This window comes from Amycolatopsis sp. NPDC059021, from assembly GCF_042739895.1.
Lineage (GTDB): Bacteria > Actinomycetota > Actinomycetes > Mycobacteriales > Pseudonocardiaceae > Amycolatopsis.
In genome coordinates this window covers 107,708-133,042 of the sequence record NZ_JBHYIQ010000017.1, presented here as the reverse complement: position 1 = coordinate 133,042, position 25,335 = coordinate 107,708, and the positions used below count along the sequence as shown (strand labels likewise).

20 protein-coding genes, 2 pseudogenes and 1 riboswitch are annotated in these 25,335 nt (G+C 69.8%); of the genes and pseudogenes, 13 read left to right on the top strand and 9 right to left on the bottom strand.

Translation table 11 applies throughout. The features are described from left to right. Window positions 1–135: 135 nt before the first annotated feature. The 3 genes from ACFWX1_RS13515 to ACFWX1_RS13505 all read right to left on the bottom strand — a co-directional run bounded on the left by ACFWX1_RS13515 (window position 136) and on the right by ACFWX1_RS13505 (window position 3,801). Window positions 136–600 carry a peroxiredoxin gene (locus tag ACFWX1_RS13515; protein WP_378386985.1) on the bottom strand — a complete coding sequence of 155 codons (465 nt, stop codon included), beginning with the start codon at window positions 598–600 and terminating at the stop codon, window positions 136–138. Between the two features lie 17 nt (window positions 601–617). Next, window positions 618–1,097: an SgcJ/EcaC family oxidoreductase gene (locus ACFWX1_RS13510; protein WP_378386983.1), complete on the bottom strand. Its 480-nt coding sequence runs from the start codon at window positions 1,095–1,097 to the stop codon at window positions 618–620. A gap of 100 nt (window positions 1,098–1,197) precedes the next feature. Next, window positions 1,198–3,801 (bottom strand): CHAT domain-containing protein, encoded by a 2,604-nt coding sequence (locus ACFWX1_RS13505; RefSeq protein WP_378386981.1) that lies wholly within the window; start codon window positions 3,799–3,801, stop codon window positions 1,198–1,200. Window positions 3,802–3,848: 47 nt separating this feature from the next. On the opposite strand from ACFWX1_RS13505, the pseudogene ACFWX1_RS13500 reads away from it, so the two are divergent. The 5 genes and pseudogenes from ACFWX1_RS13500 to ACFWX1_RS13480 all read left to right on the top strand — a co-directional run. Beyond that, window positions 3,849–4,520 (top strand): annotated as a pseudogene (locus tag ACFWX1_RS13500) (dihydrodipicolinate synthase family protein); the annotation flags it as partial. A gap of 1 nt (window position 4,521) precedes the next feature. Continuing rightward, window positions 4,522–5,778 carry a glucarate dehydratase family protein gene (locus tag ACFWX1_RS13495; RefSeq protein ID WP_378386979.1) on the top strand — a complete coding sequence of 419 codons (1,257 nt, stop codon included), beginning with the start codon at window positions 4,522–4,524 and terminating at the stop codon, window positions 5,776–5,778. 4 nt (window positions 5,779–5,782) lie between these two features. Continuing rightward, on the top strand, window positions 5,783–6,934 hold the full coding sequence (locus ACFWX1_RS13490; protein WP_378386977.1) for a hypothetical protein: 1,152 nt from the start codon (window positions 5,783–5,785) through the stop codon (window positions 6,932–6,934). Window positions 6,935–6,959: 25 nt separating this feature from the next. Next, complete coding sequence (locus ACFWX1_RS13485; RefSeq protein WP_378386975.1) at window positions 6,960–8,414, top strand: aldehyde dehydrogenase (NADP(+)); 1,455 nt, start codon at window positions 6,960–6,962, stop codon at window positions 8,412–8,414. A 54-nt stretch (window positions 8,415–8,468) separates the two neighbouring features. Beyond that, the gene (locus ACFWX1_RS13480) at window positions 8,469–10,817 is read left to right on the top strand and encodes a polysaccharide lyase 8 family protein (RefSeq protein ID WP_378386973.1); all 2,349 of its coding nucleotides are present in this window, start codon (window positions 8,469–8,471) and stop codon (window positions 10,815–10,817) included. A 4-nt stretch (window positions 10,818–10,821) separates the two neighbouring features. On the opposite strand, the gene ACFWX1_RS13475 is transcribed toward ACFWX1_RS13480, so the two are convergent. Continuing rightward, on the bottom strand, window positions 10,822–11,358 hold the full coding sequence (locus ACFWX1_RS13475; RefSeq protein ID WP_378386971.1) for an Lrp/AsnC family transcriptional regulator: 537 nt from the start codon (window positions 11,356–11,358) through the stop codon (window positions 10,822–10,824). A gap of 78 nt (window positions 11,359–11,436) precedes the next feature. Between ACFWX1_RS13475 and pdhA the strand changes: the two genes are divergently transcribed. The 5 genes from pdhA (at window position 11,437) to ACFWX1_RS13450 (ending at window position 17,241) form a co-directional block, all read left to right on the top strand. After that, window positions 11,437–12,549 carry a pyruvate dehydrogenase (acetyl-transferring) E1 component subunit alpha gene (gene pdhA / locus ACFWX1_RS13470; protein ID WP_378386970.1) on the top strand — a complete coding sequence of 371 codons (1,113 nt, stop codon included), beginning with the start codon at window positions 11,437–11,439 and terminating at the stop codon, window positions 12,547–12,549. Between the two features lies 1 nt (window position 12,550). After that, window positions 12,551–13,552 carry an alpha-ketoacid dehydrogenase subunit beta gene (locus tag ACFWX1_RS13465; protein WP_378386968.1) on the top strand — a complete coding sequence of 334 codons (1,002 nt, stop codon included), beginning with the start codon at window positions 12,551–12,553 and terminating at the stop codon, window positions 13,550–13,552. Beyond that, the gene (locus tag ACFWX1_RS13460) at window positions 13,545–14,786 is read left to right on the top strand and encodes a dihydrolipoamide acetyltransferase family protein (RefSeq protein ID WP_378386966.1); all 1,242 of its coding nucleotides are present in this window, start codon (window positions 13,545–13,547) and stop codon (window positions 14,784–14,786) included. Before ACFWX1_RS13465 ends, ACFWX1_RS13460 begins: the two co-directional genes overlap by 8 nt. A gap of 105 nt (window positions 14,787–14,891) precedes the next feature. Further along, window positions 14,892–15,620, top strand: coding sequence for a phosphatase PAP2 family protein (locus ACFWX1_RS13455; RefSeq protein ID WP_378386964.1), 729 nt, complete (start codon window positions 14,892–14,894; stop codon window positions 15,618–15,620). A gap of 88 nt (window positions 15,621–15,708) precedes the next feature. Then, complete coding sequence (locus ACFWX1_RS13450; protein WP_378386962.1) at window positions 15,709–17,241, top strand: hypothetical protein; 1,533 nt, start codon at window positions 15,709–15,711, stop codon at window positions 17,239–17,241. Window positions 17,242–17,367: 126 nt separating this feature from the next. Here ACFWX1_RS13450 and ACFWX1_RS13445 read toward each other — a convergent pair whose 3' ends face one another. From ACFWX1_RS13445 to ACFWX1_RS13435, 3 genes and pseudogenes are all read right to left on the bottom strand, one after another. Continuing rightward, window positions 17,368–17,601, bottom strand: coding sequence for a hypothetical protein (locus ACFWX1_RS13445; protein ID WP_378386960.1), 234 nt, complete (start codon window positions 17,599–17,601; stop codon window positions 17,368–17,370). A 194-nt stretch (window positions 17,602–17,795) separates the two neighbouring features. Next, a pseudogene (locus ACFWX1_RS13440) lies at window positions 17,796–18,351 on the bottom strand (transposase); the annotation flags it as partial. Between the two features lie 100 nt (window positions 18,352–18,451). Next, a complete protein-coding gene (locus tag ACFWX1_RS13435; RefSeq protein ID WP_378386958.1) occupies window positions 18,452–19,711 on the bottom strand; it encodes a DUF222 domain-containing protein in 1,260 nt (419 codons plus the stop codon). A 587-nt stretch (window positions 19,712–20,298) separates the two neighbouring features. Then, a riboswitch (cobalamin riboswitch) is annotated at window positions 20,299–20,414 on the top strand. Between the two features lie 99 nt (window positions 20,415–20,513). Here ACFWX1_RS13435 and ACFWX1_RS13430 point away from each other — a divergent pair. The 3 genes from ACFWX1_RS13430 to ACFWX1_RS13420 are packed head-to-tail and all read left to right on the top strand — an operon-like array spanning window position 20,514 to window position 23,379. Continuing rightward, window positions 20,514–21,584, top strand: coding sequence for a FecCD family ABC transporter permease (locus ACFWX1_RS13430; protein WP_378386956.1), 1,071 nt, complete (start codon window positions 20,514–20,516; stop codon window positions 21,582–21,584). Next, window positions 21,584–22,393 (top strand): ABC transporter ATP-binding protein, encoded by an 810-nt coding sequence (locus tag ACFWX1_RS13425; RefSeq protein WP_378386954.1) that lies wholly within the window; start codon window positions 21,584–21,586, stop codon window positions 22,391–22,393. The genes ACFWX1_RS13430 and ACFWX1_RS13425 overlap by 1 nt, the downstream gene beginning before the upstream one ends. Next, window positions 22,369–23,379 (top strand): ABC transporter substrate-binding protein, encoded by a 1,011-nt coding sequence (locus tag ACFWX1_RS13420; RefSeq protein ID WP_378386952.1) that lies wholly within the window; start codon window positions 22,369–22,371, stop codon window positions 23,377–23,379. Before ACFWX1_RS13425 ends, ACFWX1_RS13420 begins: the two co-directional genes overlap by 25 nt. Here the strand turns inward: ACFWX1_RS13420 and ACFWX1_RS13415 are convergent. Continuing rightward, on the bottom strand, window positions 23,357–24,556 hold the full coding sequence (locus tag ACFWX1_RS13415) for an acyltransferase (RefSeq protein ID WP_378386951.1): 1,200 nt from the start codon (window positions 24,554–24,556) through the stop codon (window positions 23,357–23,359). The two genes, ACFWX1_RS13420 and ACFWX1_RS13415, sit on opposite strands and share 23 nt — an antisense overlap. Next, window positions 24,553–25,302 (bottom strand): AMP-binding protein, encoded by a 750-nt coding sequence (locus ACFWX1_RS13410; RefSeq protein ID WP_378386949.1) that lies wholly within the window; start codon window positions 25,300–25,302, stop codon window positions 24,553–24,555. The genes ACFWX1_RS13415 and ACFWX1_RS13410 overlap by 4 nt, the downstream gene beginning before the upstream one ends. Window positions 25,303–25,335: the final 33 nt, after the last annotated feature.

Sequence of the window (25,335 nt, the reverse complement as noted above, 5' to 3'; positions counted from 1 at the left end):
ATAAGACACTGTGTGCTATGTGTACAGTGTTTTCGACCTCAATGCCGTGAAGGCCTCCTTCACGGCGTTGAGCGCTGTGAAGGAGGCCTTCACGGACCATCGATCCACAAAGGACAAGCCCGGAGAAGCCGAGGCTCAGCCGCGTAGGGCGGCGACCGCCTTCTTCCAGCCGGCCTGGTCGCGGGCCTCGCGCGGGGAGACGATCTCGGCGAACCGGACGATTCCCTTGGTGTCGATGAGGAAAGTGCCGCGATTGGCCATGCCGCCGACGTCGTTGAACACGCCGTAGGCCTTCGCGACCGCACCGTGCGGCCAGAAGTCGGACAGCAGCGGGAAGGGGAAACCCTGCTGCTCCGCCCAGGCCTTGAGGCTGAACGGGGTGTCGACGGAGACGCCGACCACCTGGACGTCCTCGTCGCTGTACCCGGCGAACTCGTCACGGACCTGGCACAGCTCGCCCTGGCAGATCTGGCTGAACGCGAACGGGTAGAACACGAGCAGCACGTTCTTCTTCCGCCACAGGGCACTCAGGGTGACCTGCTCCCGGTCGAGGTCGTTCAGGGTGAAGTCCGGGGCCGCCGAACCTGTTTCCACCGCCATGAGCCGATACCCTTCCGTCATCCCTTGATGGGGCTGGTCTGGTGGGAAAGCAGCTTGAGCCCGCCGCTCTCCTTGACGATCACCCAGGTGACCCGGACCTGCCGCTCGGGCGCGGTCTCCGTCTCGCCCGCCAGCAGGATGCCGCCCTGGCTGATCACCATCGCCGTGTCGTCGCTGAGGAACCTGACCGAAAGCGGCCACCCGCGCACCCGCGCACCGCGGAACTGCGCCTCGAAACCCGCCTTCATGTATTCGCGGATCTGCTCGCGGCTGGTCAGCTGATCGTCTTTCATCAGCAGGCTGCCGTTGTCGGCGAAAGTGTCGGCGAAGTAGTCGGCGTCGTTGCGTTCCCAGCCCTCCTGGATCCGCATCGCGACCGTGAGCACGGCCTTTTCGTCCTCGCCGGTGAATTCGCGGTAGTACGAGGTGTCCTCTTCGATTCCCGCGGCGGCGAGGATCGCCGACGCGTCACCCCACGGCGTGGTCGTTGCAGCCATGCTGTTGTTCTCCCTGTTCGTCGCGCGCCGATAGGTCGAGACAACCATCCCGTACCACGCGCGCCGAGAACTCCTCTCCCTTGCGCAAAAAGCGAGGACGTCACCCGGCGCCGAGACAGACGAACGGGCGGCGGAACGGGTCGGCGGCGATCGCCTCCGCGAGCGCCGCGGCGGGACTCGCGCCGGCGGCGAGGGTGCGGTGGTAGTCGTCCATGGTCGACGCGGCGGCCTCGTCGCCCACCCGGCACACCGGGGCCAGCACCGTGCGGGAGCCGCCGGCGAGCAGGACGCTCGCGAAGCCGAGCGGTTCGTCGCCGGGACGGATCCGGTTCAGCGCGAGGTCGCACGCCGCGAACACGACCTGCCGCGGCGGACGGCTCAGCCCGGTCATCTCGTGCGCGTACAGCGAGCCGTCGGTCATTTCGAGCCGGGAGAACAACGCGTTCTCCGGCTCGTGCGAGCCGTGCGCCGCGATGTGCGCGAGACCGGCGCCGTCGAGTTCGCTCAGCACGGACGCGACCGTCGCGCGCTCGCCGTCGAGCACCCTGGCCGTGCGGAAGCGCACCGCGAGCTTGCCGACCTCGCCGAGCGCGCCGGGCACGTTCGGGCCGCACACGAGCACGACGTCGGCAGCCCCCGTGACGGGCACCTTCGCCGAAGCGAGCCACGCGGTCGCCGAGGGCGCGACAGCGACCGGGCGGCCGCGCAGGCTCGGCAGGACGCCCCACGGCACGGCGTACAACGCGCCGGTCGGCACCACGACGACCTCGCCGTCGCCGAGCAGCCCGGCGAGCGGCCGCAGCAGCTGCGTGTCGAGCAGGTCGGCGCGTTTGCGGGCGGAGGCACGGACCGTGTCGGCGAGGGCAGCGGGCAGGTTGTCCGGCGCGAGGACGTCGAGGTCGGTGTGGAGCATGCGAGCGTTTTCCGCGGCCGTGTCCGCCGGGCCGAGCCGCACCAGCTCGCACCGGCCCCTGGCGAGCACGACCGCGACGACCTCGCCCCCGGAGGTCGCGAAGCTCACCAGCACCCGGTCCCCCAGCTGCCCGGCGACGCCGCTCGCGGTCACCGCCGGCCTCGGCGCGCCCCACCGGCTGCTGTGCCAGCCCAGCCGGTGTGCCTCCCGCAGGCGCTCGGCGTGCCGGGCACGCAGCGCCGCGACCGGATGCCCGTCGTGCTGCGCCTGGTGGATGGCCTGTTCGAGACCGCGGACCTCGGCGATCCGCTCGGCCAGCTCGGGATCGTCGACCCGCGCGAGCCGCTCGTAGCGGTAAGTCTGCGCACGCGTGCGTTCCAGCCAGTCGAACAGCGTGCGGGCGTTCCCGTCGGCCAGCACCAGCCGGATCGCGAGTTCCGCCAGTTCCCTGCCGTGCACGGCCACGCCGGAAACCAGCTCGAGCCCGGCGCCCATCCGGTCGCGGACGCGGTCGAGTTCGGCGAGCCCGGCCCGGATCTCGGCGAGCGCCGCGCCGCGTTCCCCGCGCGCGACGGCGAGTTCGGCGCGGCACAGCCTGCGCAGCAGGCGGTAGTCGATCGAGGTGAGCTTGCCCGGCCGCGGGATCCGGGCCACCAGCTCGTCGGCCTTCGCGAGCCTGCGGCGGGCGATCTCCAGGCGCGCGGCGAGCATCCGCGCGACGGCGGCCTGCTCGGCGAGCCGCGGCATCGGCATCGCGTCGGCGGCCCGCAGCATCCGGCTCGGCAGCCCGGCGGGGAACTCCGACGTCGCGAGCGCTTCCCGCAGCTCGGCGTGGAACCCGATGAGCGTCGTGTTGGCGACGCAGGTCTGGCAGCCCCAGCGCACCATCCGCCGCCGCGCGGACGCGGCCAGCGTCTTGGCCAGCTCCAGGTCCCCGTTCATCAGCGCGGCGGCCGCCCGGTACTGCTCGACGTCGGAGAGGTCCCGGTTGACGCTGCGCTGTTCCCGCATGATCGGGAGCACCTCGTCGAGATGCCTGCCCGCCTCGTCCGCGAGCCCGGCCGCCAGCAGCGCCTGCGCCTGCTCGATCCGCAGCCGGGCCGGGATCTCGACGCCCAGCTGCTGATAGCCGCGCTCGCTTTCGTTGTAGTGACGCAGCGCCGCCGGGACGTCGCCGACCCGCAGCTCCAGCCCGCCGAGCGTCCGCCGCACATCGGCGGCGTCGGTCCCCCGATCGTATTTCTCCGCGAGTTCGATGGCGTCGACGAGGTCCGCACGGGCCGCGCGGATCTCCCCGAGCCGCGTATAGACCATCGCCCGGGTGGCCAGGGTGCCGATGTACGGACCGACCGTAGCCGCCAGATCATCCACCCGTTCACGCTGTTCTCGCTTGTACGTGAGCGAGGAATCGAAGTAGCGGACGGCCTCGTCGTTACGGCCGACCGCCATGAGCTGTATGCCGCAGTTGTGGTCCATCACGCCGAAAAGGCCCGCTCGGGCGGCAGGATCGGTGACGTGCTCGACGAGTTCGCGAACCTTGGCGAGCCCGGCCAGCCGGGCGGCCGCGTGGTCACCCGTCTCGGATGACAGGGTCGCCAGCAACCGGATCCGGGTGACGAGCCACTCCTGCCGGTTCGCCGCGTGCACCGGCTCGACCGAATCGAGCAGCGCCAGTCCCTCGCGCATCAGCTGTACGCCTTCGCGCTGCCGACCGGCACAACTCGCGTCGACACCCGACCGATGCAAAGCACGCGCCCTGTCGATGATCGACATCTGTTCCAGCTCGGTCACACACACATTGTCATGAGAACACAGAACGTAGCGGAATATGAGTCTGGGGGGGGGGGGGCCCCGCGCGGGCGCCGCCGGAGGAGGGGGGCGCCGACGGCGTTCTCCTCCTCCCGCCCTACCTCGTGTCCGGTCCTCCTGCCGGGCTCGTCGACTTCGTCCGGTTCGCGGTCGGCGAGTCCTCGGTGCCGGTGATCGTCTACCACCGGGGCACTGGCGTGTTCACCGCTCCCACGGCGGTGTCCCTTTTGGACATTCCGTCCGTGGTGGGACTCAAGGACGGCTTCGGCGACGTCGAGCTGATGACCCGGATCGTCACCGCGATCCGCTCCGCCGGCACCGAGCGGGCGCGGGACTTCCTGTTCTTCAACGGGCTGCCGACCGCTGAGGTCTCGGCGAAGGCGTACGCGTCGATCGGCGTCGCGCGGTATTCGTCGGCGGTGCACTGCTTCGCCCCGGAGATCGCGCACCGCTTCCATCGCGCGCTGGCCGAGGGCGACAATGCGGTGATGGACGCTCTGCTCGCCGGGTTCTACCTGCCGCTGGTCGCGCTCCGCGACGAGACGCCCGGATTCGCCGTGTCGCTGGTCAAGGCCGCCGCGCGGCTGCGCGGCGACAAGGTCGGCCCGGTGCGCCCGCCGCTGGTCGAGCCGGCGCCGGAGCAGATCGACCGGCTGGCGCAGATCGTCGAGAACGGCTTCACCACCCTCAAGGCGCTGTGACATGAAGATCCGGGATATCGTCCTGACGCCGGTCGCGTTCGCGGACGCGCCGCTGCTCAACGTGATGGGTGTGCACGAGCCGTTCGCGCTGCGGAGCGTCGTCCAGGTGATCTGTGAGGACGGCGTCGTCGGGCTCGGCGAGTCCTACGGCGACGCCGCGTTCCTCGGCGAGGTGCGCAAAGTACTGCCGCGGCTGCGCGGGCACGACGTGTTCGACCTGCCGGGGCTGCGGCGGATCGTGGCCGAGACCCTCGCCGGCACGGTGCTCACCGACGAGCACGGGCTGATCGGCGGGTTCTCCATCCGCAAGACGATTTCCAGCGTGTTCTCGCTGTTCGAGGTCGCCTGCCTGGACGCGCAGGGACACGCGCTGGGGCTCCCGGTCGTCGACCTGCTCGGCGGCAAGGCCCGCGATGCCGTCGAGTTCTCCGCGTACCTGTTCTACAAGTACGCCAAGCACATCGACGGCACCGAGGACTCCTGGGGCGAGATCCTGACGCCGGAGCAGCTCGTCGGCTCGGCGCGCCGGATGATCGACGAGTACGGCTTCCGCTCGATCAAGCTCAAGGGCGGCGTTTTCGAGCCCCGCCAGGAGGTCGACGGCATCCACGCCCTCGCCGAAGCCTTCCCCGGGCACCCGCTGCGGATCGACCCCAACGCTGCGTGGACGGCCGACACCGGCATCGCGGTGGCCAAGGAACTCGACGGTGTCCTGGAATACCTCGAGGATCCGACGCCCGGGATCGAGGGCATGGCGAAGGTCGCCGAACACACCGCCATGCCGCTGGCCACCAACATGTGCGTGGTGAATCTCGGCGACATCGAACCCGCGTTCCGGGCCCGCGCGATCGGCGTCCTGCTGTCGGATCACCACTTCTGGGGCGGGATGCGGGCCACCCAGGCGCTCTCGGTGACCTGTGAGAGCTTCGGGGTCGGGCTGTCCATGCACTCGAACAGCCACCTCGGCATCAGCCTCGCCGCGATGGTGCACGTCGCCGCCGCCACGCCGCACCTCACCTACGCCTGCGACACGCACTGGCCGTGGAAGGATGCCGACGTGATCGCGCCGGGCGCGCTCGAGTTCCGCGAGGGCGCGGTGGCGGTGCCGGGCAAGCCAGGACTCGGCATCGAGCTCGACCCCGACGCGCTCGCCGTTGCCCACGAGAACTTTGTCCGCTGTGGACTGACGAAACGGGACGATGTGACGTACATGCGCAAGTTCGAGCCCGGCTTCGAGCCGAACACGGCGAGGTGGTGACCCGGTGAAGGTGACCGGTTACGCCTATCCGTGGGACGTGCTCGACGCCCCCGGCTTCACCGCCCGCGCGGCCGATCTGGAGGCCGACGAGGTCGCGGTGGCGCTGTCCTACCACAGCGCGCGGGCGGCGACACCGTGGTCGGAGCGGGGCACGTCGGTGGTGGCGCGGCACGCCGCGTTCTACCGTCCGGTGCGGGAGGAAGCGTGGCGGGACAAGGAACTCCGTCCGTCCACTCCGGACTGGCTGGAGCGGCCCGACAGTGGCGGGGACGCGGTCCGGCTGCTCAACGAGGCCGGGATCCCGGCCGCCGCGTGGATCGTGCTCACGCACAACTCGCAGCTGGGCATCGCGAATCCCGGCGTCGCGGTGCGCAACTGTTTCGGCGAGGTCTACCCGTGGGCGTTGTGCCCGGCGCAGCCCGCGGTCCGCGAGTACTCGGCGACGCTGACCGCCGAAGCCGTCGACGGGCTGGAGCTCTCGTCGGTGATCCTGGAGGCGTGCGGGCCGCTCGGTGTCGTCCACCAGCACCAGCACGAAAAGACCGACGGTGTCTGGGCGCCCGCGGTGGCGCGGCTGTTGTCGGTGTGTTGCTGTACCGCCTGCGCCGACGGCTGGACCGAGCGCGGGCATGATGCCGACACCATCCGTGAACAATTGCGGGGCGAGGTGCGGCGGCTGATCGCCGCGGGCGATCTGACCCTGACCGAGGACAAGCTGCTGCCATCGGTACGCCGCGGCATCCTCGAAACGCGACAGGCCGCGACCGACGCGTTGCGGCACGCGGTGCTGGAGCGTCTTCCGTCCGGAACCCGGATCGTGCTGCACGGCGCGCTCGACCCGTGGGTCACCGGCGCGCTGCCCGGTCTCACCCCGGCCGCTCCCGAGGAAGTCGACGCCGTCGTGCTGCAGAACTGGGCGCCCGGACAGTCCAGTGTGGACGCCGTCGCGGCGGCACGGGCGAAGCTGCCCGAGAAGGTCGCCGTCGGCAGTTACATCACCGCCGTGGCGGGCAGCCCGGTGCCCGACATCGAGGCGTACGTCACCGAACTCGGGAAGGCGGGTGCGGCCGAGCTGCACCTGTATCACCTCGGGCTCGCCGGGCCTGCCCGCTGGCCGGACCTGCTGGCCGCCGGTGCCGCCGCCCACAGTCTCTAGAGATTCTTCGAGGAGTAAGGAAAGTATGAGCCAGGAAACCGACCCCGCCACGCTGGAAGCGATCCTCGCAGCGGCTGCGGCGGCTGCCCGGCCCGCGGCGGCCGCGACCCCGGCCGAGCGCGCGCGGTGGCTCGACGCGGTCGCCGACGCTCTCGACGTCGCCGCCGGGGAGCTGGTTCCGCTCGCCCACGCCGAGACGCATCTCCCGACGTCGCCGCGCTTGCAGGGGGAGCTGAAGCGGACGACGTTCCAGCTGCGCCTCTTCGGCAAGGTGCTGGCCGACGGCGAGTACCTCGGCGCCACGGTCGACCACGCCGATCCGGACTGGCCGATGGGCCCGCGCCCGGACATCCGCCGCGTGCTCGTCCCGATCGGCCCGGCGCTGGTGTTCGCCGCGAGCAACTTCCCGTTCGCGTTCAGCGTCGCGGGCGGGGACACCGCGTCGGCGCTGGCCGCCGGCTGCCCTGTCGTGCTCAAGGCGCACCCCGGCCACGAGGAACTTTCCACGCGTACCGGGCAGATCGTGCGTGAGGCCCTCATCGCGGCGGGCGCCCCGGAAGGCATGTTCGACGTCATCCACGGCGTCGACGTCGGCGTCACCGCGTTGAAGGACCCGCGAATCGCGGCGGCGGCGTTCACCGGCTCGGTACCGGGTGGGCGAGCGCTGTTCGACATCGCCGTGTCCCGGCCGACGCCGATCCCGTTCTACGGTGAACTCGGCAGCGTCAATCCGGTCGTGGTCACGCCGGGCGCGGTCGCCGCGCGCGGCGAGGCCGTCGCGAAGGGCTACGCGGGGTCGTTCAGCCTGGGCGCCGGGCAGTTCTGCACCAAGCCGGGCCTGCTGTTCCTGCCCGAGGGACACGGTCTCGACGACGTCCTGCGCGAGGCGGTGGCCGCGGTCGCGGCGCAGCCGATGCTCAACGACCGCATCGCGTCCGGCTACCGGAACAAGCTCGGTGACCTGCGCGGTGTGTCCGGTGTGGACGTTGTCGTCGAAGGCACCGCCGACGGTTCGGCGTTCACGCCGACGTTGCTGGCCACCACCGCGAAGGAGTTCCTCGCCGGGGGAGCGGCGGTGCACGAAGAGTGCTTCGGCCCCGCCTCGCTCGTCGTCACCTACACCGATCAGGCCGAGCTGCTGGACGTGCTGGCCACGCTCGAACCCGGGCTCACCGCGACGATCCAGGGCGAGGAGGACGAGGCCGACCTCGTCCGCGGCCTGCTGCCCGCGCTGACGCGGCTGGCCGGGCGGTTGCTGTGGAACGACTGGCCGACCGGGGTGACCGTGAGCTGGGCGCAGCAGCACGGCGGCCCGTACCCCGCCACCACCGCGCCGACCACCACCTCGGTCGGTACCGCGGCGATCGAGCGGTTCCTCCGGCCGGTCGCGTGGCAGGGCTTCCCCGACGCGCTGCTGCCCGAGGCACTGCGCGACGCCAACCCGTGGCGGCTCCCGCGCCGCACCGACGGCACCCGCTGACCACGTAACTCTCCGTCCCCTCTTCGCAAGCCAACGACGTCTTGGAGCTTCGCCATGCCCGTGAACAGGAGAACCGCCCTGCGGGGCGGCGCGATCGCGGCCGCTTCCGTCGCGCTGACCGCTTCGGCACGCCCCGCGTTCGCGGCGAGCGCCCCCGGTGCTCCGGGCGAGGCCGCCTCGGCGTTCGCGTCGATCGTCAAGGCGTACCGCGAACTGCAGACGGGGATCAACCGGCCGTCCCCGGAACGGGCCGAGGCGCTGGCGAACCTCGGCCGGGTCGCCAAGGCGTACAACGCGAGCATGTCGGTCACCGGTGGTCCACTGTGGACGGATCTGCCGTTCGGGCCGGGCAGTGACTACACGACGTCGATGTACGCGCGGCTGCGGGCGATCGCGGTCGACTGGGGCACGCCGGGCGGGACGCTGTCCGGCGACCCGGTCGTCCTCGACCGGATCAAGCGGGCCCTCGATCTGCTGTACACCCACCAGTACAACGAGAACACCGCCGAACTCGGCAACTGGTACACCTACGAGATCGGGATCCCGTACTACCTGCTGCACACCCTGTCGGTGGTGGCGGACAAGCTCGAACCGGCCGAGCTGGCGCGGTACCTCAAGCCGGTCCTGCGCTTCGTCGGCGACCCGAACCGCAGGACGAACAACCAGAACGTCGTGGAGACCGGGGCGAACCGGGCGGACAAATCGCTGATCGCGATCGTGTCCGGCGCGATGCTGGGGGACACCGCGCGTATCCACAAAGGACTTGACGCGCTCGTCGACGTCGCGGGCAACGGCGCGGCGAGCGTCGTCGCGAAGCTCGACAAGGCGGCGGGGGACGGGTTCCACACCGACGGTTCGTTCATCCAGCACGATTCGATCCCGTACCCCGGCCATTACGGCATCGTGCTGCTCACCGCGCTGGCCGGGACGATCCACGTCACTCAGGGCACGGAGTTCGCGCTGCCGGAGTCGTTGCGGCAGCAGATCTTCGCCCTCGTCGCCGACAGCTTCGCGCCGTTCGTGTACGCGGGCGCGCTGATGGAGCCGGTGCGTGGCCGGATGCTGTCGCGGCAGGGCGAGACCGGGCACGACATCGGGCACCAGCTGACCGTCGCCGTCGTGCTGCTCGCGCGTTCGGCGACCGGCACGGTGAAGACGGAGCTGGGCGGGCTCGCCGCGAAGTGGATCAAGGAGGGCACCTACGCCCCGTTCCTGAAGATCCCGGACCCGGAGCGGTTCGCGCCCGGCCCCGATCTGGTGGCGATCCCGGGCATCGAGTTCGCACAGGAGCTGCTCGCCGGCCACGTGCGGCCCGCCCCGATCGTCGCCGAACACCGGATCTTCGGGCAGCAGGACCGGATGGTGCACGTCACCGAGGGCTGGTCGGCCTCGCTCGGCGTCAGCTCGACGCGGATCTCGCGCTACGAGTCGGTCAACTCGATGAACCTGCACGGCTGGTACACCGGTGACGGGGTGCTGTACACGTTCCTGCCCAACGCCAAGGGCCACTACACCGACGCGTACTGGCCGACCGTCGATCCGCTGCTGCTGCCGGGGACGACGGCGAAGACCGGCCCGGCCGGTCCGCTGGGTCAGGTGCCGCTGACGAAGAACGCGCACACCGGTGGTGTCCGCTGGGATGCCCGGCACGGTGCCTACGCGCTGGACTTCGTTTCCGCGGACGGCACGCTGACCGCGAAGAAGTCGTGGTTCTTCACTCCATCCGGGGTGGTGTGCCTCGGCGCCGGGATCACCGACGGCTCCGGCGAGCGGGTGCGGACGGTGGTGGAGAACCGCGGCATCGGCTCGGGGCCGCTGCTGATCGACGGCAGGCGCTCCCGCGCCGGGCTGGGCGAGTCGTCCACTGTGGACAACCCACGCTGGCTGCACCTGGCCGACGTCGGGGGTTACGTCCTGCTCGACGACGCGCGGCTGACGACGTTGCGTGAGGACCGGACCGGCACCTGGCGGGACGTCGACACCGGCGCGAACACCAAGGGCACCACGGTGCCCTACACCCGGCGCTACCAGAAGCTGGTGATCGAACACGGCGTCAAACCGTCGGACGCGCGGTACGCCTACGTCGTGCTCCCTGGCGCGAACTGGGTTGCCACGGCGGCGTCGGCGTGGTCGTGGCGGGTCCGGGCGAACACGGCCTCGGTGCAGGCAATTCGCTTGTGGGACAACACTTTGCTGGCGAACTTCTTCGGCGCGGGGTCGGCCGACGAGGTGACCGTGTCCGGTCCGGCAGCGATCGCGTTGGGGCGCAAGGACGGCCGGTGGCAGCTCGCCGTGTCCGATCCGACCCAGCTGCAGGACAGCGTGACCGTCACCGTGCGGCGGCGTAAGGTCGTCGTGCCGCTCAAGGGAACCTACGGCGCGACGAAGGTCGTCCCGCTGTAAGGACTCAGCCACGCAGGGTGTCGCCGGGGCGTTCCTCGAAGATCAGCCAGGTGCGGGTGTTGCGGACGCCTTCGATGGCCTGGAGGCGGTCGAGCACGACGTCCCGCAGTGAGGTGTTGTCCGGCGCGCGGACCAGGAGCAGCACGTCGAAGTCGCCGCCGACGAGGGCGACGTGGTCGACGTACGGGATCTTGCCGAGCCGTTCGGCCATCGTGCGCCAGGACGTCTGCTCGATGGTGATCATGATGTACGCGCTCGTGCCGAGCCCGGCCTGGCGCGGGTCGATCCGCGCGCCGAACCCGGTGATCACCTGCTCGCCGAGGAGCCGTTCGAGGCGGCTGTAGGCGTTGGTGCGGGAGATGTGCAGCCGGTCGGCCAGCGCGCGGATCGACATCCGGCCGTCCTCGGTCAGCGCGGCGAGGATCGCCTGGTCGACGTCGTCGAGGACGGGTGCCGTTCGTCCGCCGGACCGTCCGGTGACCTGGGTCTCACTGGACGTATTGCCGCTGGAAATCGCTTTCTCGGTCAATCTGTCGCTCATTTCGCGCGCTGCTTGAACACTGCTTCGGCCACGGACACCATTCTTGCATCACATGTCACAGAGAGGGTGGTGCTGTCGATGACGCGGCGCGAGGACCGGGACCGGCCGAAGGCCGCCGAGTTGTTGCCCTCCGAGACCCCGGTGCGGTTCGTCGCCGAGGACGGCACGGCGGTGAGTCAGCGTGCCGGCTACGCCGAACCCGCACTCGACCGGCTGCGCACGGCGTACCGGCTCATGGTGCGCGGCCGCCGGTTCGACGCGCAGGCCACGGCGCTGACGAAGCAGGGCAGGCTCGCGGTGTACCCGTCGAGTGCGGGGCAGGAAGCCTGCCAGGTCGCGAGCGCGCTGGCGCTGCGGCCGGACGACTGGCTGTTCCCGACCTACCGCGATTCCGTCGCGCTGGTGTCGCGCGGCCTCGAACCCGGTGAGGTCCTGACACTGCTGCGAGGCGACGCGCACTGCGGCTACGACCCGTCCTCGACGCGAGTCGCGCCGCAGTGCACCCCATTGGCGACGCAGACCTTGCACGCCACCGGGCTCGCCCACGCCCTGCACCGGCGCGGCAAGGACACCGTGGTGCTGGCGCTCATCGGCGACGGCGCCACGAGCGAGGGCGACTTCCACGAGGCGCTCAACTTCGCGGCCGTTTTCGACGCGCCGGTGGTGTTCTTCGTGCAGAACAACGGCTACGCGATCTCGGTGCCGTTGGAGAAGCAGAGCGCCGCGCCCGCGCTGGCGTACAAGGGCGTCGGGTACGGCGTGCGCTCCGAGCAGGTCGACGGCAACGACGCGGTCGCGGTGCTGGCGGTGCTCGACGCGGCCGTCGACCACGCGCGGCGGGGCGGTGGGCCGATGCTCGTCGAGGCACACACCTACCGGATCGACGCGCACACCAACGCCGACGACGCCACCCGGTATCGCGACGCCGAGGAGGTCGAACGCTGGCGGGCGGCCGATCCGGTCCGGCGCCTCCAGACCTACCTGACGGGCCGGGAAGCCTTGCCCGCCAAGGACATCGAGCAGTTCCAGGCCGAGGCCGAGGACTTCGCGGCGGCCGTTCGGGACACGATGAACGCCGAACCGGACCTCGATCCGCTGTCGGTGTTCGACCACGTCTACGCGGAACCCACTCGCCAGCTCGTCGCGCAGCGAGCGCTGGTGGCGGCCGAACTCGAAGCCCAGGAGGCGTGAGATGACCCCGGTTTCGATGGCGCAGGCACTCAACGGAGCACTGCGAGACGCGATGAAGGACGACGACCGCGTACTCGTCTTCGGCGAGGACGTCGGCGCGCTCGGCGGGGTGTTCCGGGTGACCGACGGGCTCACGGCGGACTTCGGCGAGGACCGCTGCTTCGACACGCCGCTGGCCGAGTCCGGCATCGTCGGCTTCGCGATCGGCATGGCGATGGGCGGGTTCCGCCCGGTCGTGGAGATGCAGTTCGACGCGTTCGCCTATCCGGCGTTCGAGCAGATCACCTCGCATGTGGCGAAGCTGCGCAACCGCACGCGCGGCGCGTTGTCGCTGCCGATGGTGATCCGGGTGCCGTATGCCGGCGGCATCGGCGGGGTGGAGCACCACTGCGACTCCAGCGAGGCCTACTACACGCACACGCCCGGCCTGCGTGTCGTCACGCCGGGGACGCCGCAGGACGCCTACGACCTGTTGCGCGACTCGATCGAATCCGACGACCCGGTGATCTTCCTCGAACCGAAGTGCCGGTACTGGGCCAAGGACGAGGTGACCTTCACCCGGACCGGTGCCGCCTTCGACAAAGCCGTCGTGCGCCGCCCCGGCCGGGACGTCACGCTCATCGCGTACGGGCCGATGGTCGCCACCGCACTGGAGACCGCGGAGGCCGCGACGGCGGAGGGCTGGGACGTCGAGGTCGTCGATCTGCGCTCGCTGGCGCCGTTCGACGATGAAACCGTGACCGCGTCCGTCCGCCGCACCGGGCGCGCGGTCGTGGTGCACGAGGCCGCCGGGTTCTCCGGCTACGGCGCCGAGGTCGTCGCGCGGGTCACGGAGCAGTGCTTCCATCACCTGCACGCGCCGGTTCTGCGCGTCACCGGTCTCGATATCCCTTATCCGCCACCGAAACTGGAACGTCATCAGCTGCCGGACGTCGACCGGATCCTCGACACCCTCGCGCGGTTGCAGTGGAACGACGAGCCGAGGGAGGTCGTCGGTGCCTGACTTCCTGCTCCCGGACCTCGGCGAAGGGCTGACCGAGGCCGAGATCGTGCACTGGCTCGTGAAGGTGGGGGACACCGTCGCGGTGGACCAGTCCGTCGTCGAGGTCGAGACCGCGAAGGCGGCGGTGGAGGTGCCGGTGCCGTTCGCCGGTGTCGTGACGGCGTTGCACGGCGAACCGGGCCAGTCGTTGTCCGTGGGTTCGCCGCTGCTGTCGGTCGGTGAGGCCGAGGGATTCACTGAGCCGGGGGTCGTGACTCCGTCGCCCGCCGAGGTCGAGTCCAGCGGAAACGTGCTGATCGGCTACGGGACCGCACCGACTACGCGGCGCAAGCGGACCGGGCGGGTGAATGGTGCGACGACGGCCCCGGTGCCGGTGAGCGCGCCGGGCGTGATCTCGCCGTTCGTCCGGAAGCTGGCCTCGGACAACGGGATCGACCTGCGGCAGGTCATCGGCACCGGTCAGGGCGGGATCATCCGCCGCGCCGACGTCGAAACCGTGCTGGCGGCACGGCGGCCCGTGCCTTCCGAGCCTTCCGTGCCGAAGGCGGGGGAGCGCCGGATTCCGTTGCGGGGCCTGCGGAAAGCGGTCGCGGACAAGCTGACGACGTCGCGCCGGGAGATCCCGGAAGCCACCGTGTGGGTGGACGTCGACGCGACCGAGCTCGTCGCCGCGCGAGCCGCGCTCAACGCCGTGGCGCCCGACCGCCCGGTGTCGTTGCTGGGGCTGATCGCGCGGTTCGCCGTCGCGGGACTGCGACGGTTCCCCGAGCTGAACTCGCGTGTCGAGGGCGACGAGATCGTGGTGCTGGACACGATCAACCTCGGCTTCGCGGCGCAGACCGGCCGGGGGCTCGTCGTCCCGGTCGTGCCCGGTGCCCACGAACTGTCCACAAGGGACTTGTCGGCCGCGATCGCCGAGCGCACGGCCGCGGCGCGCGAGGGCGGGCTGACCCCGGCCGAGCTCACCGGCGGGACCTTCACCGTCAACAACTACGGCGTGTTCGGCGTCGACGGGTCGGCCGCGATCATCAACCACCCCGAGGCCGCTATTCTTGGAGTCGGAAGGATCATGGACCGCCCGTGGATCGTGGACGGCGAGCTAGCCGCCCGGAAGATCTGCGAGCTCACACTGGCCTTCGATCACCGCGTGTGCGACGGCGGCACCGCCGGTGGCTTCCTCCGGTTCGTCGCGGACTGCGTCGAATCCCCGGTCACGGCTCTGGGCGAGATGTAACTCTCCGTTCACGTTCAGCCCCTCACGCGGTCACCACACGTTCACTGGCATGATCGATTTGGTGTGTCCGTCATCAGGTGTTCACCTGGGGGAGGTAGCTGAATCGTGCTCTTCGATGTAATCAACGGCCTGGCCGGGCACAGCGCCGCGCTCGACGCGGTGATGAAGTTCGTGGCGGGCCCGTTGATCTACGTCCTCGTCGTCGCCGGCGGGCTGATCGTGCTGTGGACGATGCGCGGCAGGGCACTGGCGGACAACCTGTGGCTGGCCGGTCAGGTCGGGGCCGCGCTCGCACTGGGCTTCGTCGTGAACCGGATCCTGCGTGCCTTCGCCGTCCACGAGCGCCCGTTCGAAACCCGCCCGGTGCACCAGCTCGTCCAGCACGAACCCGGCGTTTCCTTCCCCAGCAACCACGCCACCGCCGCGATGACCATCGCCTTCGTGGTCGGCTTCTTCGTCTCGAAGCGGTGGGGCTGGCTGCTCGGCGTCCCCGCCGCGCTGATCGCGATCTCGCGGGTGTACGTCGGTGTGCACTGGCCGTCGGACATCATTTTCGGCGCGTTGGTCGGGCTGGCCGCGACGCTGGCCGTGCGGTGGGCGGCGCCCCGTGTCCGGGAACGTGTCGAAGCGCGGTTCGGGAAGCCCGCGCCCGCGGAGCCTCCGGCGCCGGAGCGTTTTCCGTCCGCCGAAGCCGATACCGTCGTCATCCCGCGGCGACGCGAAGCTCCCCGGCGGCAGGTTCCGCCGCCGAGTCCCGCCGCCGCGCCGCGGCCGATCGCCCCGCGCCGTCCCTCGGAAGCCGAAACGGTGGTGTTCCGCCGCGTCCGGCGCTGAACGTTTTCCGTTGGTCCTTTTGCGGGATTACCGATGCCACGGCGGCGGCTAGGCTCGAGGTGTCGATCATGCCTTGGGGGGATGAACCATGAGGACGTCTGGCAGACCCGCGCGGGTCTGGGTGCTCGTCGCTGCCGTGATCGGTGGTCTCGGTGTGGTACCGGGCACCGCCGCCGCCCAGAACCCGGTCTCGCACCATCCGGCGGCGGCGTCGAAGGCGCCCACGGTCACTTCCACGGTGTACCGGGAGAACGGCGGTCCGCCCGGCGACGGCGGTCAGGGCCTGCCAGGCGACTTCACGTTCAGCGCCGACGGCGACCAGAACGTGGTGGCGTTCGAATACTCCGGGCTCGGCATCCGCAGTGGCCGGGTGGCGGCTGACCATCCCGGCGGCTCCGCCACCGTGACGGTCACTCCGGCCGTCGACGGACCGGTCTCCATCGAGGTCACCGGCGTCGGCAGCGCGGGCGACCGGTCACCTGCCCGGTCTTACCGGTACTGGGTACGGACCACCGCCCCCACCGCGCAGACGCCGTGGTTCGAACTCGGGGTGTCCGCGGACATCGTGTTCACCGCCACCCAGGAGGGGGCGGCGACGTTCGTCTACCGGATCGACGGTGGTGCCGAGCAGTCGCTTCCCGTGGGCCAGGACCGCACGGGGCGCGTTTCGCTCCTGTTTTCCCAGCCTGGACAGGAAAGCCACAAGCTCGTGGTATGGACGGTCGACGCCACGGGCATCAAGTCCGGCGTCACCGACCGTCCCTTCTACGTCAACCAGGTGGAGCCTTCGGTGACGGTCGACGCGTGGTCCGGTCTCGTCGATCAGAAGCGGGTCTTCACGGTCGAGCCGAACCGGAACGGTGTGGTGTCGTACGTGTACCGGATCGGCCGGGGCCCCGAGGTGCCGGTGCCCGCCGCTCCGGACGGTTCGCTGACCTTCGAATACACACCGACCGCGAAGGGCACTTTCGGCGTCCGCGTGGCGAGCGTGAACGCGGCGGGCGTCCGTTCCGGCTGGGGCGAGAGCGGTTTCCAGGCGGATGCGCCCGCGCCGACCGTGACGAGCGCCGAGTACCCCAGCGGTTCCCCGGAGCGCGGCGGCCCCGGCGTAGCCGGCACTTTCGTGCTCTCTTCGCCACGCCTGCCGGTGGTCTCGTACCAATACGTGTTCGACGGCGAGGCGGAACAGACGATCGCCGCGAGTGCCGACAGCTCGGCTTCGGTCCGCTGGACGCCACGGGCGCCGGGTTATCGCTCCCTGCGGGTCCGTGGTGTGACCGCGTCGGGTGTGGTGACCGACGAGACGTCCTTCACGTTCTGGGTCAAAGCGCTACCGCCGATCGTGACCAGCCCGCAGTTTCCCGAGGGCGGCCCCTCGACCGCCAAGCCGGGACAGCCGATCGAGTTCACCGTGACCCCCACGTTGCCCTGGTCGCACGAGGTGCTGTGGTCCATCGCGTTCAATCCGCCACAGGTCGTCCCGGTCGGCCCGGACGGCAAGGCAACCTTCACTTACACGCTCCCGGAAACGTTCGGAGCGTTCGAGCTCACCGTGTCGAGCCGGACGGCCGAAGGCTACGTGTCGGGACCGGTGAAGCGCACGTATCAGGTTCAGTCCTGACGTTCAGGCACTGAGCACTCGCGACGATTGCCGAGCGTTGTCAAGCCAGGCGGGGTCAGCTCGGGTAGAGGGGCCTTGCTGTGAAGGGGGCCTTCACGGCGCTGAGCGCTCTGAAAGCGCCCTTCATCACACTGAAGTCCATAAAGGACCTATGTGGCACGGGTTCGTGCTCATTGCGTTGGCAAGTTCGTCGCCGACTGTTCCATGGATGGAGTGCAGGAGGGTGGTGTTGTTCTCCAGCTGACGACGCAGAATCGCCATATCAAGCGCGTCGGTGACGAGTTCGGTGCGCATGTGGTCGGCGATGGACCAGCCGATGATGAGCCGGGAACAGACGTTCATCACCGCGGCGCGATCCACAGCCGGTCCGGTGCGTCGACGGTGAAACGGCGGTTGGCCAGGTCCGGTCTGGGATCGGGGATCGTGGTGCGGGCCCGTCGGCGCCGAGTTCACGGACCAGCGGGAACGTTACTTGGGGAGGATGTTCTCCCGCGCGAAATGGCGTTGCCCCGGCTCTCCGGACCGTCGTCTGTGGAGTGTCAGGCGGGTTGTTGTAGCGCGGTCCGGGTTTTCCATTTCCTTCGGTCGAGAAGTTCGGTCTGCAACTTGGACCAGAATGATTCCAGCATCGTGTTGTCGTAGCCGTCACCGACGGTCCCGAGTGAGGGCATCAGCCCCGGCGTCCTTGACTCGGTTGGTGAAGGTCCAGGACGTGAATTGCACGCCGTGGTCGGAGTGGAAAACTGTGCCAGGCTTGGGGTTTCGGTTGTTGATCGCCATCCTCGAGGGTGTTGACGACGAGGTTGGTGTTCTGGTTGTTGTCGATGGACCAGCCCACGATCTTTCTTGCGGGTAGATCTTCGAGGCCTCGCGCAGGACCTCCAGTTCGGTCTCCAGTTGCCGGATCCGCCGCTTCGCAGCCACGAGATCGGCGTGCTCGGTGCTGCTCAGACCGGGACGTTCACCGTGGTCGATGCGGTCCTGCTTGACCCAGTTGTGCAGGCAGGACTCGCTGATCTCGAGCTCGCGAGCGGTCTCCCGGACCGACTTGCCGGCCCGGACAAGAGCGACCGCCCGAGCCCGGAACTCGGCGGGATAAGCCTTCGGCATGATCGACAGCCTTCCAGACGACAAGCCATCGACTCCACAAACCCGAGTCCGTCACCTGGGGGCAACGCCAAGGTGTCCGGACAACCGGGGGAACCTCACGTCAGGTTCTGAGGTGGATGGTGTTGCGGCGTGGTGTGCGGGTGGCGTCCAGCCAGGCGGGTGGGATGAACTCGGGGAGTCCGTCGCTGGCGATCCGGACTTTCCATTCGGAGTGGTGGATGAGCTTGTGGTGGACGGAACATACGAGGACGAGATTGTCCACTTTGGTCTCACCATGGTGTGCCCAATAAACCACATGGTGCGCCGTGCATCGGTAAGCGGGCGCATCGCACCCCGGGAACGCACAACCACCGTCGCGGCGGATCAACGCTCGGCGGATGGCGGGGGTGGCGAGGCGTTGTGCCCGGCCGACGTCGAGGGGTTCGCTGTGTGAGCCCAGCACCATGGGGATGATTTTGGCGTCGCAGGCCAGCCGCCGCGCCTCGGCAGCGGTGATCTCCCCGAGCAGATCTAGAGTGGCCTGTCCGATGCCGGATCGCAGCTGTTCCAAGCTGACTGTCACGACGATGTGGGTGGCTTCTCCGGCTTGGGTGGGTAGGTCGGGGTGTTCGGTCCACATGCGTACCAGTTCGGAGAACGCGCAACCACGCCGTTCCCACTGAGTACGGGTGTCGCGGCCCTCTTCCTCGGTGGCCGGGCGGGGTTTGGCGAGTGGATCCAGCATCGCTTGCAGCCGCGCGGAGGTCTCATCGTCGACGCGAGCTTTGATCTGGTGCCCGCCATCCCGGTGCGGGGCGATCGAGAATTCCGGCTGGAACGGTTTCGGTTCCCGGGTTTTCGGCTCTTTCCCGTCGGGGTCGAGCTGGGTGAGCAGGCGTCGTCCGGCGGCGCGGATTTCGCGGGGTCCGGCGGCGCGGGCGAGTTCGGCGAGGATTTTCTCCGCCTGTTCCCGATCCTGCACCGATACGGTCTTGGGAAGTTTGTCGAGTACGCGGAGGATTTCGTCGATCTGGGCGGCGCCGACCGTGCCCTCGGCAGCGGCCTGGGCGGTCGCCGGAGCCTGCGACGGCTGATCCCCGCTGGTGAGATCACGAGTGCCGTTCAACGCCAGTGCCCGCGCCGCCCGAGCTTTCGCCTCGGCGTACGGGATGTTCAACGTTTCTTGCAGTAGTCGCACGAGGCTTCCGTATCCGGTGGTGTCGCGTATCCCGCGGCGTTCGAGTTCGGCCATGACCTCGCCCTGGATCGCGGCTTCGCGGCGCTGCACACACTCGGACTCCAGAAGCCTGTCCAGCAGGCAGCCGACATCCTCGCGCCACCACTCGGTGCGCGATGCCTGGGTGCTGCTCTCGACGGCCACAACACCACTTTACTCCGCCTGATCGAACATGTGTGCTATCGATCGGGTGAACCTGTGCGCCGCATTTTTCGTTGCTATATAAGCGATTCCGGTAAATTTGGTGCCCTTCGTCTTGATCTGTGGGTGTTCACCGGCCTGGTAGGTCCGGTCGGCGGCCGCCGGGGGTGAACACGGTGTGGTGTGAGGTTTCCCGGACATCTTGGCGTTGCCCCTTCCGATCCGAACAGGCGTCGCCATCGGCTGGCCTTGCGCACGCCGTACTCCTGCATGCCTAGCTTCTGACCTTCGGCAAGCCAGAAACCAAGCCGGACAACGACGTGCGCCCAATCAGAGCCATTTTCGGTCACCTGCCACGAATTCGCCGCACTTCATTCCGTCCTTTATGGACAGAAGGATAAGCGACTGCGACCCCATCGATCGCGGGTGCAGGGAGCGGCTTACGCACGGGCCGGTTCACCGGAAGAACCTGACGACCCCGGGTGAGCGTGACGATCGACGCCCCGTAGCCGCCACACACGATGCCGAACCGGTCACAGCGGATTGACACCCGCTCCGTCCATGGTCGACGATCACCGGAAGTACACACCACAAGTTCATCCGCGCCCGTTCGGGGGAAGCCGGTCGGAATCCGGCGCTGACCCGCAACGGTGGGCCGTCCCCGTGACGGCGAGCCCGAACACCCGGCGGGCGCGGTTTGCTCTGGTACCCGTCGTGGTCTGCGGGTCGCCGGTCCGGAATCCCCGTCCCGCCAGGGCGGGCCCGGTCACGGTTGCACGCAGGCCCGTGCCCGGAAGGCGAACGCATGGCCGCACCCGTTGGCCTCCAACGGACTCCACCACGTCGCCGCTCGGTCGTCCCGCTGATCGCCCTGCTCATCGTGGCCTTGGTCGTTTCGCTGGTGTGCGGCGTCGCGCTCGGCGCCGCGAACATGCCGATCCGTGACGTCGCGCGGTTCGTCGGTGCCGGGATCTCCGGCGGCTGGATCGACGCCGCGGACCTGCCCGGGTATCAGATCGTCTGGCAGGTCCGGTTGCCACGCGTGCTGCTGGCCTTCGTGGTCGGTGCGGGACTCAGCGCGGTGGGCGTCGCCAGCCAAGCACTGGTCCGCAACGCGCTCGCCGATCCGTTCGTGCTCGGGGTGTCCTCGGGTGCTTCGGTGGGCGCGACCGCCTCGATCGTCCTCGGCCTTTTCGCGTCTCTCGGTCTCTACGGCCTGTCGGTGGCGGCGTTCCTCGGCGCGCTGGGAGCGACCGTGCTCGTTTACCTCGCCGCGCGTTCACGGGAGGGGATGACACCGTTGCGGCTGGTACTGACCGGAACGGCGATGGCGTACGGATTTTCCGCCGTCAGCACGGTTCTGGTCTTCATGGCACCCCGTGGGGACGCGGTGCGCGCGGCGTTGTTCTGGCTGCTCGGCAGCCTCGGCGGTGTCACCTGGCAGTCGGTGCCGGTGGCCGCTGCCGCGGCCGGGCTCGGCCTCGCCTACTTCCAGGTTTCGGCACGCCGGCTCAACACCTTGGCCATGGGCGACGAGACCGCGGCGGCGCTCGGCGTCGATGCCGCGCGCTTCCGCCGCACGCTGTTCGTGGTGTGCGCGGCGGTCACCGGCTGCCTCGTCGCCGTGAGCGGCGCGGTCGGGTTCGTCGGGCTCATGGTCCCGCATCTGGTACGCATGGCCGTCGGCGCCGACCACCGCCGGGTGCTCGCGGTCGCCCCGCTGGCCGGGGGCGTGCTGCTGGTGTGGGTCGATCTGCTCGCCCGCACGCTGGTGGCGCCCGAGGAACTCCCGCTCGGCGTGCTCACCGCCGCGTTCGGCGTCCCGGTGTTCGTGTGGCTGATGCGCCGCCGCGGCTACGTTTTCGGCGGTCGCTGATGGAGATCCGGGTCGAAGATCTCACGGTGACCGTCGCCGGGCGGCAGCTGGTGAGCGACCTGCGGTTGCGGGTCCCCGAGGGCACCGTCGTCGGCCTAGTAGGGCCCAACGGGTGCGGGAAGTCCACCACATTGCGGTGTGTCTACCGCGCGCTGCGTCCTTCGGCCGGAGCTGTGCGCCTCGACGGCGACGACGTTTGGACGCTCTCCGCGCGGGACAGTGCTCAACGTGTCGCGGCACTGCCGCAGGAGCAGCACATGGAATTCGACTTCACCGCCGCCGAGGTGGTCGCCATGGGCCGCTCCCCGCACAAACGCGCCTTCGAACGCGACACCGACGCGGACGACGAGCTCTGTGCGCGGGCGCTGCGCCAGGTCGGGGTGGACCACCTCGCCGAGCGCGGGTATCTCACGCTGTCCGGCGGGGAACGCCAGCGCGTGCTCGTCGCCCGCGCGCTCGCCCAGCAGCCGAAGGTGCTGGTACTCGACGAGCCGACCAACCACCTCGACATCCGCTACCAGCTCGAAATCCTCGCCCTGGTCAGGGAAATCGGCGTGACCACGCTCGTCGCGCTGCACGATCTGAACCTCGCGGCGTCCGCCTGCGACCTCCTCTACGTCCTCGCCGACGGACGCGTCGTCGCCGACGGCGCCCCGCACGAGGTGCTCACTCCCGAGCTGATCGCCGCGACGTTCGGCGTGCGCGCCCACATCGTGCCGCATCCCGTTTCGGGCGCGCCGCAGCTGCTGTACAGCAACGCCACCGAACCGAAAGGATCCCCGCGATGCCGCGACGACGTTCCCTCCTGACCGCGCTCGCCGCGCTGCTGCTGGTCACCGGATGCGGTGCGCAGGTCCGGCCGGAGACCACGAGCGCGGCGGCCGGATATCCCGTCACGGTCAAGAACTGCGGCCAGGACCTGACGTTCACCAAGGCGCCGGGCAAGGTCGTGGCCTACGACAGCGGCATCCTCGAAATGTTGTTCGCGCTCGGCCTCCGTGACCGTATCGCGGGCTACGTCATGCCGCACGGGCAGAACAAGGACATCGAGGGTTCGCCGTGGCGCGCGGACTTCGAACGCGCCCATCGCCTCGGCGTCGACACGATCAGCAAGGAGGTCGTGCTCCAGGCGGGCGCGGACTTCGTGTACGCGGGCTGGAACTACGGGTTCGGCGAGAACACCGGGCTGACTCCGCAGCATCTCGCCGAACTCGGTATTCCGTCCTATGTGCTCAGTGAGTCGTGCCGCAACGGGCTCACCGATCGCTCGCGCGGCACCATGCCCGCGCTGGAAGCGCTCTACACCGATCTGCGCAACCTCGGCCGGATCTTCGGGGTTTCCGCGCGTGCCGAGCAGCTGATCGCCGAGTATCAGGCCGCAGTACGTGACGTCGAGGCCTCGGTGCCGAAGGACCGGCCCCGGCCGAAGGTGTTCCTGTACGACTCCGGCACCGACAAACCCTTCACCGCCGGGCGGTTCGCCGCGTCGCACGAGGTGATCACGCGCGCGGGCGGGGACGACGTCATGGGTGACCTCCAGGACAGCTGGACCACCGTCACCTGGGAGGCGGTCGTCAAGGCCGCCCCGGACGTGATCGTGATCAACGACTACGACCCGCCGACCGCCGCGCAGAAACAGTCCTTTTTGGAGAGTTACCCACCGCTGGCACAGGTGCCCGCGATCAAGAACAAGCGGTTCCTCGCGCTGCCGTACGCGGCGCTCGTGGAAGGGCCGCGCAACCCGGCGGCGATCCGCACGGTCGCGGACTACCTCAACCGGACGAGCGCCGGGTAGGGCTGACGACGAGCCGGACCGGCCCCGGGTGCGCGCGGCGGACGCGGGGCCGTCCGGTGAGGGCCTTGCTGACCGGCAGCCGGCGCAGGATCTCGACGAACACGAGGGTGAGCGCGACGGTGGCGAGGTAGATCACCACGGTCGTCCACGGCGCGCCGACCCGGTCCGCCACCGTGCCGATCGCGGGGCCGAGCAGTGCCAGCGCGAGCGGGTGCACCAGGAAGATGCTGAACGAGCGGTTCGACGCCCACGCGATGAACCGGGCGACTCTGCCGTCCGCGGTCCGGCGGGCGGACCACCACGAGCACAGCGCGTAGAGCGCGGCGATGACGGTGACGAACCACAGGAGCAGATACGGCTGGTACACCTCGCTCGCCAGTTGCGGCCACGTTCCACTGTGGACGTTCTGGAAGTAGGCCAGCTCGGCGCCGACGCCGATCGCGATCAGCGCGGTGGCGAGGAAGGCTCGGTGGCCGGACACCCAGGCGTGCACGGCCTCGAAGTGCATCGCGACCACGGCGCCGAGCACGGTGTAGAACTGGTACGGCAGGATCGTCGCGAACAGGTGGCTGATCGTGTCGTAGGTGACGCCTTCGGGCGGGTAGGTCATGAACAGCACCACGCATACCTGGAGTGCGCCGCTGACCAGGAGCACGTACCGGTGCTTGCCCCTGGTCGCGCGCAACATCTTCAGCAGCAGCGGGAAGAGCAGGTACACCTGCATCGTGACGAGCAGGAAGTACAGGTGATACCAGGCGCTGCCTTCGATCAGTTCCCGGCCGAGCGCGGCCAGCTTCGTGCTGAGCGAGCCGGCGGGCTCGCCGGTGGTGACGAGCGAGTAGCCCCAGAAGAACACCGACCACACGACGTAGGGCACCGCGACCAGCGGGAACCGCCGCCGCCAGAACCCGGTGGCCCGCAGCGGCCGGTCGCGGTACTGGTAGACCAGCACGAACCCGGTCAGCGCGAAGAACGCCTCGCGGGTGAAGTGCAGCAGCGATTCGACGGCGTTGGCGGGGACGTCCTGCGGGTAGTTGGTGGCGGCGACGACGTGGATGAGGATCACGCAGGCGAAGGTGATCAGCCGGAACAGGTCGATCTGGTGCAGGTAGGGGGCCGACGACCGCGGCGCGGGGATGCGGGCCGGCGCCGGCCTCGGCGCTTCGAGGGTGGTCATCGGCTCACCTGCGCACGGCCCGCTCCCACCATGTCCGGCAGTGCGCCGGGGGTCGGCGACGGCGTTTCGAGCCAGGTGATGCGTCGCTGGCGGACGAGCGTCCAGAACCCGGTGGGCGGGACGGCCGCGCCGACGACCAGCGTCGCCCCCGCGACGAGGGTGGCGAGCAGGCCGGTGACCTGGGCGTCGAGCCGGAACAGCGGCACGGTGCCGTAGCCGCGGTCGTCGCCGGACAGTTCGCGGGCGGTGGTCGCGGCCGCCTGGAGGAGCCGGTGTTCGGTGAGTTCGGCGGCGCCGGGCTCCGCCGACGTCAGCACCGAGCCGGGCCCGGTGGGCGGCGCGGTGCCGGGGCGGCCCGGTTCGAGGACACGGAGACCGAGGTTCGCGCCGTGGTTCGGCCGGTCGCTGATGACGGCGAACGCGCTGGTCTGGGCGGCGCCCTTGGCCAGCTCGTCGAGCGACGCGGCGGGATCGGCGGGCACCGCGCACCGCCCGGCGGCGAGCACGCCGAGGAAGGCCGGGCCGAACGCCAGCGGATCGGCGACGTCGATCAGCACCCGTGCACCGGCGGGCGCGCCCGCCGAGGCCAGCGCGGTCAGCCAGCCCGACACCTCGTCGGCGAGCCGCCGGTAGGTGACCTGGTGCGACCCGGGCGCCTCTTCGAGATAGACGCGTTCCCCGGCGTCGTTCGCCCGTTTCCTGATGATCGTCGCGAGAAGTCCGCTTTCGCTGTCGTTCTGGCTCACGACTGCCAGGTTCGCCGTGCTTTCTGTGAATCC

Excerpts from the sequence above, each read along its gene's own strand:
- ACFWX1_RS13515 (WP_378386985.1), bottom strand. The coding sequence starts at position 600 with ATGGCGGTGGAAACAGGTTCGGCGGCCCCGGACTTCACCCTGAACGAC.
- ACFWX1_RS13510 (WP_378386983.1), bottom strand. The coding sequence starts at position 1,097 with ATGGCTGCAACGACCACGCCGTGGGGTGACGCGTCGGCGATCCTCGCC.
- ACFWX1_RS13495 (WP_378386979.1), top strand. The coding sequence starts at position 4,522 with ATGAAGATCCGGGATATCGTCCTGACGCCGGTCGCGTTCGCGGACGCG.
- ACFWX1_RS13485 (WP_378386975.1), top strand. The coding sequence starts at position 6,960 with ATGAGCCAGGAAACCGACCCCGCCACGCTGGAAGCGATCCTCGCAGCG.
- ACFWX1_RS13480 (WP_378386973.1), top strand. The coding sequence starts at position 8,469 with ATGCCCGTGAACAGGAGAACCGCCCTGCGGGGCGGCGCGATCGCGGCC.
- ACFWX1_RS13475 (WP_378386971.1), bottom strand. The coding sequence starts at position 11,358 with ATGAGCGACAGATTGACCGAGAAAGCGATTTCCAGCGGCAATACGTCC.
- pdhA (WP_378386970.1), top strand. The coding sequence starts at position 11,437 with ATGACGCGGCGCGAGGACCGGGACCGGCCGAAGGCCGCCGAGTTGTTG.
- ACFWX1_RS13465 (WP_378386968.1), top strand. The coding sequence starts at position 12,551 with ATGACCCCGGTTTCGATGGCGCAGGCACTCAACGGAGCACTGCGAGAC.
- ACFWX1_RS13450 (WP_378386962.1), top strand. The coding sequence starts at position 15,709 with ATGAGGACGTCTGGCAGACCCGCGCGGGTCTGGGTGCTCGTCGCTGCC.
- ACFWX1_RS13430 (WP_378386956.1), top strand. The coding sequence starts at position 20,514 with ATGGCCGCACCCGTTGGCCTCCAACGGACTCCACCACGTCGCCGCTCG.
- ACFWX1_RS13425 (WP_378386954.1), top strand. The coding sequence starts at position 21,584 with ATGGAGATCCGGGTCGAAGATCTCACGGTGACCGTCGCCGGGCGGCAG.
- ACFWX1_RS13420 (WP_378386952.1), top strand. The coding sequence starts at position 22,369 with ATGCCGCGACGACGTTCCCTCCTGACCGCGCTCGCCGCGCTGCTGCTG.
- ACFWX1_RS13415 (WP_378386951.1), bottom strand. The coding sequence starts at position 24,556 with ATGACCACCCTCGAAGCGCCGAGGCCGGCGCCGGCCCGCATCCCCGCG.